The sequence below is a fragment of the Petrocella sp. FN5 genome (assembly GCF_029210395.1).
Classification (GTDB): Bacteria; Bacillota; Clostridia; order Lachnospirales; family Vallitaleaceae; genus Petrocella.
In genome coordinates, this window is record NZ_JARGDP010000187.1 from 1 (window position 1) to 1,276 (window position 1,276).

The 1,276-nt window shown below is 37.5% G+C and carries 1 protein-coding gene; it reads left to right on the plus strand.

Going from position 1 to position 1,276, the window contains the following annotated elements:
* A partial coding sequence (locus P0N36_RS15375) for a glycosyltransferase family 4 protein (protein ID WP_275843772.1) occupies window positions 1–1,179 on the plus strand: 1,179 nt, incomplete at its 5' end.
* Between the last annotated feature and the right edge of the window lie 97 nt (window positions 1,180–1,276).

Below are 1,276 nucleotides of genomic sequence, written 5' to 3' on the forward strand. Positions count from 1 at the left end.
AAAATAGCGATTTTTACAGATACTTTTTTACCACAGGTCAATGGTGTCACCAATACCTTAAGACGATTTGGTGAATATTTAAAAGCCAATCATATTGACTACATTTTTGTAACACCAGAACAAAAAAGCGAAAGTGATTTACCCTATAATATCGAAGCTTTTTTATCTACACCTTTCTTTTTATATCCTGAATGCCGTCTAACTTTCCCTAATTTAATCCGATTAAACAAAAGACTGGATGCTTTTGGACCGGACATTATATTTACAATGACGGAATTCACCATGGGTCTATGCGGTCTAAACTATGGTAAAACGCGCAATATTCCTGTAGTCTCTAACTATTCTACGAACTTCTCGACCATACTAAAATCTTATAAATTAGGCGTCCTTGAAAAACTGACAGATAAATATTTGGCCTGGTTTCACCAAGAAGCCACTAGGACCGTGACCCCTTCAGTTGAATCTGAAAAAATATTGAAAAAGATGGGTGTTTTGAGAACTGGCATTTTTGGTAGGGGCATTGATTTTGACCATTTTTCAAGGGATAAACGATCGGTACAGCTTAGGAAATCTTTGGGCTTAGAAGGTAAACTGGGATTACTTTATGTGGGCAGATTATCACCTGAGAAAGATTTAGATGTGCTAAGAGATGCAATGCAACTTTTAAATCATACATACTCGGATAAAATTCAACTGGTAATCACCGGTGAAGGTCCGATGGAGAATGAACTAAAAAAAACCATGCCGGATAATGTGGTATTTACCGGTTACAAAAGAGGACAAGCATTAGCAGAAATCTATGCCAGTTGTGATATTTTTGCTTTTCCCTCCTCTTTTGAAACATTTGGCAATGTTGTGCTAGAAGCCTTTGCTTCAGGACTTCCTGTAGTTGGTGTCAATAAGGGTGGTGTAAAGACGTTGATTGATCCAGGGTATAATGGTTTCTTAGTGGAACCAAATGACAGCGAAGTCTTTGCCTTTGCTCTAGAGAGGTTGATTGTGGGAGACATAATGCGCCATCAATTTGGAACCAGGGGTAGAAGTTATGCAAAAGGAAAAGCTTGGGATGCTGTCTTTAACACACTATTAGAGGACTTTGCTACCATTATTCATGATTTTGAACGGCTGCCAGAGCTAGAGTTGAAGTCCTATTACCAAGAAAAAAATAGTATCGCATAATATGAAAACGCACCTAAAATAGAATAAAGGCTTCTAATCATCTCCCTTCATTTACTATAAAAGAAGGGAGCTTTTTGATGTTTTTTCGGTGTTAGAA